A 5324-nucleotide genomic window follows, 5' to 3' on the forward strand; every position below is an offset into this window, starting at 1 on the left:
CCCCCATCCCCCTGCACACCGTCGTCGCCGAGCGGGCGCAGGAGGAGCGGCTGTCCGCGCAGCGCTTCCACCTGGTGCTGCTGGACACCGAGCGAGCGGGCACCGTGTACCCGCTCGCCACGGAGGACCTGCGCGTCGGCAAGTCCACCGACAACGACGTCGTCATCGACCACCCCACGGTCAGCCGCAACCACCTGGTGGTGCGCCGCCAGGGTGACCGCTTCCTCGTGCAGGACCTGGGCTCCACCAACGGCACCTTCCTGGACGGCGCCCAGGTGCGCGAGGCCTTCCTGCGCCCCGGCGCCCTGCTGGAAGTGGGCGACGTGCGCCTGCGCTTCAGCCCGCAGATGGCGCCCGTGCAGGTGGAGCCCACCGCCGAGGACCGGCTGGGCGACCTCGTGGGCCGCAGCCTGCCCATGCGGCAGATTTTCGCGCTGCTCCAGCGCATCGCCCCCACGGACTCCACCGTGCTGCTCGTGGGTGAGACGGGCTCCGGCAAGGGCGCGGGCGCCAAGGCCATCCACAAGTTGAGCCCCCGCGCGGCCGGGCCGCTCGTCGTGTTCGACTGCGCCAGCGTGTCCGACTCGCTCATCGAGTCCGAGCTGTTCGGCCATGAGAAGGGCGCCTTCACCGGCGCGGTGGGCCAGCGCATCGGGTGCCTGGAGCGCGCCCACGGAGGCACCCTCTTCCTGGACGAAATCGACGACCTCGCCCTGGACCTGCAGCCCAAGCTGCTGCGCGCCATCGAGGACCGCGAGTTCCGCCGCCTGGGCTCCTCGACCCCCATCTCCTTCGACGCGCGCATCGTCGTGGCCAGCAAGAAGGACCTGTGGGCGGAGACGCAGGCGGGCCGCTTCCGCGAGGACCTCTACTTCCGCCTGTCTGTCTTCACCTTCAGCCTGCCGCCCCTGCGCGACCGCAAGGAGGACATCCCGCTGCTCGTGGAGGCCTTCGCGGGCGAGGGCCTGTGGCCCCGGCTGCCGGAGAAGATTCAGGAGCAGTTCCTGGGGCACACCTGGCCGGGCAACGTGCGCGAATTGCGCAACGCCCTGGAGCGCGCCCGGCACATGGTGGACATCCCGGGCCTCGCCGGGGAGAACCTCCTGCGAGAGTTCACCCGCGACGTGCCCGCCCCCGCCGGGGACTTCCTGCCGGTGGAGTTCACCGGGCCGTTCAAGGTGTGCAAGGACGAGCTCGTCCGCGCCTTCGAGCGCGAGTACCTCACGCGCCTGCTGGGCCGCGCCCGGGGCAACATCGCCCGCGCCGCCCGCGAGGCGGAGCTGGACCGCAAGCACCTCTATTCACTGCTGCACAAGTACGGGCTCGTTCAGAGTGAGCCGGACTGAGCCCTTCGTGGCATGGTGGCGGCCGCGTTCACGCGGTCCCCCATCCCCCAGGAGGGCTTCATGAAGTTGCGTCCGTCCCGCTGGCTCGGTGTGCTGTGCGCGAGTGTCCTGATGATGCACGCGACAGGCTGCTTCGGCTCGTTCAAGCTCACGACGAAGATCTGGCAGTTCAACAAGGGCATCTCCGGCAACAAGTTCGTCCAGTGGCTGGTGTTCCTCGTGTTCATCGTGGTGCCCGTCTATGAAATCGGCACGCTGGTGGACGCGCTCGTCGTCAACAGCATCGAGTTCTGGACCGGCGGCAACCCGGTGAGCAGCGTGGAGGGCGAAGACTCCAACACGCGCATCGTGAAGCTCGGCCCCACCGACACGCTGAAGATGTCCCGCGACGTAGAGTCCGGCGTCATGCGCCTGGAACTCCAGCGCGAGGGCCAGGAGCCCGTGGTGCGCTACTTCGAACCGCTGGAGGACGGCATGGTCGCGCGCGACGAGGCGGGCGCCCTGCTCATCCGCGCGCAGGGCCAGACGGACGGCGCGGTGAAGGTGACGGACGCCACCGGCTCCACCATGACGGTGCACGCACGGGACGCGGTGGACGCCGCGCGCCAGCTCTTCCTGGACGGCGGCGCTCCGGCGCTCGCGCAGTTCGCCACGCACCAGGGACAGCTCTCACAGGGCATGGCCTCGCTCGACACCTGCACGCCATAAGAGAAGACCCAGGGCTTCCGGCGTGAAGTCACCGGAAGCCCCGGAGTGATTCAGGGCGCGGGCTCGTCGACCACCACGTCGCCCAGGTCCGGGCCGAAGCCCGCGTCGAGCGCCAGGGAGTTGAACGTCCCCTCCATGCTGCGCCCCGCGCCGTAGCCGTCGCCCTTCTTGAACGACAGGGAGAAGTCCCCGCGCGTGGCCTCGCCCACGTTGCCGCCTTCGTCCAGCACCAGGTCGCCGCGCTCCACCTGGGTGAAGGCGCGCGCGGGCTCACCCGCGGCCACGTGCACCACCGACGCGCGTTCGCGGCCGGAGGGCGTGGTGCCGCCAAGCTGCACCTTCGTGCCCGGCTTCAGGTCCACGCCTTCCGTGTCCACCGTGAGCCGCGCGACCAGGTCCACGTCCAGGCCGTTGTTGCGGAAGTAGCTCACCTGGAGCGCCTCCGGGTTGCGGCGGATCTCCACCCGCGACACGTCGGTGACGGGGAACAGCTCCGACACGCTGCCAGACAGCTCGTTGTCTCCGCGGCACGCGACGGCGCCCGCGCCGCTCAGCACGGCCGCGAGCCCCAACGCCGCCACGGCGCGTCCCGCGAGGCTCACCGCTCCACCGCCAGGTGCAGCGCGGTGGTCGCCGGGTTGCGGTAGAGCACCACGCGCTGTCCCGTGGACAGGAACGCCAGCTTCGGCGACCAGCCTCCGTCGAAGTCCACCGTCGTCTCACGCCACTGGCCCTCCACGCGCGTGGCGATGACGAGCGCGTCGTCCGACGGCGAGCAGCCACCCTCGTTGCGTCCGGGCTCCAGCGAGCAGACGTGGAACGCGATGGACGGATCATGCGTCGCCGGGTCGAACGCCAGCGACGGGTACCAGCCCCCCGTGCCCGTCTGGTAGACGGGATCCGGCACCGTCCAGTCTCCCGACAACGCGCACTTCGACCCGGTCTTGCCGTCACAGGAGATGAAGGTGAGCTTGTTGTCCGAGCGATCCACCACCGCGATGCCGAAGCCCACCACGGGGTCGTACGCCAGCGACGCGCCCAACTGCGTGTTGCCCACCGACTGGATCATCCTCGCGGGCGTCCAGCTCTGTCCGTCCGAGCCCCGGCGCTGGAAGTACACGTTCGTTCCCGGCGCGTCCGCGGCCCCGATGGCCAGGTCGAACACCAGCGCCGGCTGCCCGTCCGCCATCACCACCTGGGAATGGCCGCCATACGCGGGCTTCTCCTCGCCTCCATTGCCTCCCGCGGCCGCCATCTGGTGCTGCCACGACGTCGGCCCACCGATGGCCAGCTCCATGTCACTGGCGTTCCAGTCCTGCTGCGGGAACTGCCCGTTGTGCACGTCCCGGTAGGAGACGATGGCCTGGTTCCCGTTGAACACCATGGACGGACTGATGCCCACCACGTGGCCCGTGTCGCTGACGGAGTTGGCCGGGGCCTCGTTGCTCATCCGCACGGCGACCTGTTCGGTCCACGTCCCGTTCGCGTTGCGGTAGGCCACCGCCAGGTCGCTCTGGAACCAGAAGATGGACTCCGGCGAGGTGCCGTCGTTGACGCCGCCCAGGTAGCTCACCGCGGGCTGCCCGTTCGCGGCGAAGGCCAGCGACACGCCGTATACGCGCTGCACGGTCCGGATGACTTCCGGGGTCTGCTGCACCTGACCGTCCTTCACCTCGCGGTAGCGCAGCTCGTAGTCCAGCTCCTTGCCGGCCACCTTCACGAAGTACGCGATGCCGATGCGGTCATCGGGGCCCACCGCCATCGCGATGGAGGAGATGCGGTGCAATTCACTCGCGCCGGTGTCCACCACCAGCCGCACGAAGGGCGTTTCCGTCGTGCCCGCATCCGTTCCAGGCTTCGGTCCCGCGTCGGGATTGGCCGGCTTGCCGCCGCCACATCCCAGCGCGAGCGCCGCTCCCAGTAGCCACGCGTGCCGTTTCATGCGGTTCTTCTCCTTGGTTCAGTCGGCCTGGTTGAGTGCGCCATCCTATGTCAGCCGCGCGCGTTGTCCGTCACGCCTCGCGGTGCGCCCATACGTCACGCACGCGGTGGGCGGCCAACCGACCCCGGCCCCTTCTCAGGTGCCGTGAAACACAGGCACCTGGGTTAGGCTCGCGCGCCATGGCTCGCGCGCGTTCGCTCCCCCCGAAGCTGTCCCGGCGCACCTTCATCCAGCGACTCACCTTCTTCGGCGGCGGCGTGGTGCTGCTGGGTGGCGTTGCGTGTAAACGTTCGAAGGAGGCGGAAGCGAAGAAGGCCCCGGAGCCCACCGGCACCACCTCCGCCGGGCAGACGCTGCGCACCTTCTCCGCTTTCGAGTACGCCGTCGTCGCCGCGGCCACGGAGCGGCTCCTCCCCCGCGACGAGGACCCCGGCGCCCAGGACGCGGACGTGGCGCTCTACATCGACCGCATCCTGGAGACGCAGGGGCTGGAGTCCATGCACCGCGACTTCCTCCAGGGCCTGTCCGCGCTGGAGCGCCGCGCGCAGCGCATGTTCCAGAAGGGCTTCGCGCAGGCCACGCCCGCCCAGCAGGACGAGCTGCTCGCCATCTTCAAGGACAGCCCGGCCGGCAGCGGCGAGGCCCACTTCTTCGAGCTGTTGATGACGCTCAGCCTGGAGGGCTTCCTGGGCGACCCGTCCTACGGCGGCAACAAGGGCCGCGTGGGCTGGCGCCTGATGGGCTTCGACACCGTGGGCACGCTCGCCATGGCGCCGCCGGAGGGCTACGACGGCCCGAAGTGCCTGCGCGAGTGCGGAGGGCACCACCCGTGAGCCTGCCTTCCGTGGACGTGTGCATCGTGGGCAGCGGCGCGGGCGGAGCGCCGCTCGCGCTGGAGCTGGGGCGCGCGGGCTTCAAGGTCGTGGTGCTGGAGAAGGGCCGCCACTACCAGCCCAAGGACTTCGTCCACGACGAGATCCTCAACAGCCGCCGCAACTTCTTCATGCCGCTGCCGTGGGAGGAGCCGCACCTGGTGCGCCAGGGGGCCAAGGGCCGCTACGAGCGCAGCAACGCCGCGTGGACCGCCAACTGCGTGGGCGGCGGCACCGTGCACATGAGCGGCTTCTTCTACCGCCTCAAGCCGGTGGACTTCCGCCTGCGCTCCACCCTGGGCGCAGTGCCCGGCACCACCGTGGCGGACTGGCCCATCTCCTACGAGGAGCTGGCTCCCTTCTACGACAAGGCGGAAGCCGAGCTGGGCGTGTCCGGCCAGGCCATCCCCCACCCCCTGTCTCTCATACACATCTCCGAGCCCACGAGACATGCGC

6 protein-coding genes are annotated in these 5324 nt (G+C 70.0%); 4 read left to right on the forward strand and 2 right to left on the reverse strand.

The genetic code is table 11. From position 1 onward, the window contains the following. Both D7Y21_RS40100 and D7Y21_RS40105 read left to right on the forward strand, forming a co-directional pair. The coding region (locus tag D7Y21_RS40100) for a sigma 54-interacting transcriptional regulator (protein WP_233612486.1) at positions 1–1346 on the forward strand (1346 nt) is incomplete at its 5' end. Positions 1347–1406: 60 nt separating this feature from the next. Beyond that, complete coding sequence (locus D7Y21_RS40105) at positions 1407–2054, forward strand: DUF3332 domain-containing protein (protein WP_121718522.1); 648 nt, start codon at positions 1407–1409, stop codon at positions 2052–2054. A 50-nt stretch (positions 2055–2104) separates the two neighbouring features. On the opposite strand, the gene D7Y21_RS40110 is transcribed toward D7Y21_RS40105, so the two are convergent. Together D7Y21_RS40110 and D7Y21_RS40115 are read right to left on the reverse strand one after the other, a co-directional pair. Next, on the reverse strand, positions 2105–2656 hold the full coding sequence (locus tag D7Y21_RS40110; RefSeq protein ID WP_121718519.1) for a hypothetical protein: 552 nt from the start codon (positions 2654–2656) through the stop codon (positions 2105–2107). After that, positions 2653–3996: a hypothetical protein gene (locus D7Y21_RS40115; RefSeq protein WP_120561829.1), complete on the reverse strand. Its 1344-nt coding sequence runs from the start codon at positions 3994–3996 to the stop codon at positions 2653–2655. Before D7Y21_RS40115 ends, D7Y21_RS40110 begins: the two co-directional genes overlap by 4 nt. 179 nt (positions 3997–4175) lie before the next feature. Here D7Y21_RS40115 and D7Y21_RS40120 point away from each other — a divergent pair, with 179 nt between their 5' ends. Both D7Y21_RS40120 and D7Y21_RS40125 read left to right on the forward strand, forming a co-directional pair. Next, positions 4176–4829: a gluconate 2-dehydrogenase subunit 3 family protein gene (locus D7Y21_RS40120; RefSeq protein WP_121718520.1), complete on the forward strand. Its 654-nt coding sequence runs from the start codon at positions 4176–4178 to the stop codon at positions 4827–4829. Next, the coding region (locus D7Y21_RS40125) for an FAD-dependent monooxygenase (protein ID WP_147469521.1) at positions 4826–5324 on the forward strand (499 nt) is incomplete at its 3' end. The genes D7Y21_RS40120 and D7Y21_RS40125, both read left to right, overlap by 4 nt.

Source organism: Corallococcus sp. AB045 (assembly GCF_003668895.1).
GTDB lineage: Bacteria > Myxococcota > Myxococcia > Myxococcales > Myxococcaceae > Corallococcus > Corallococcus coralloides.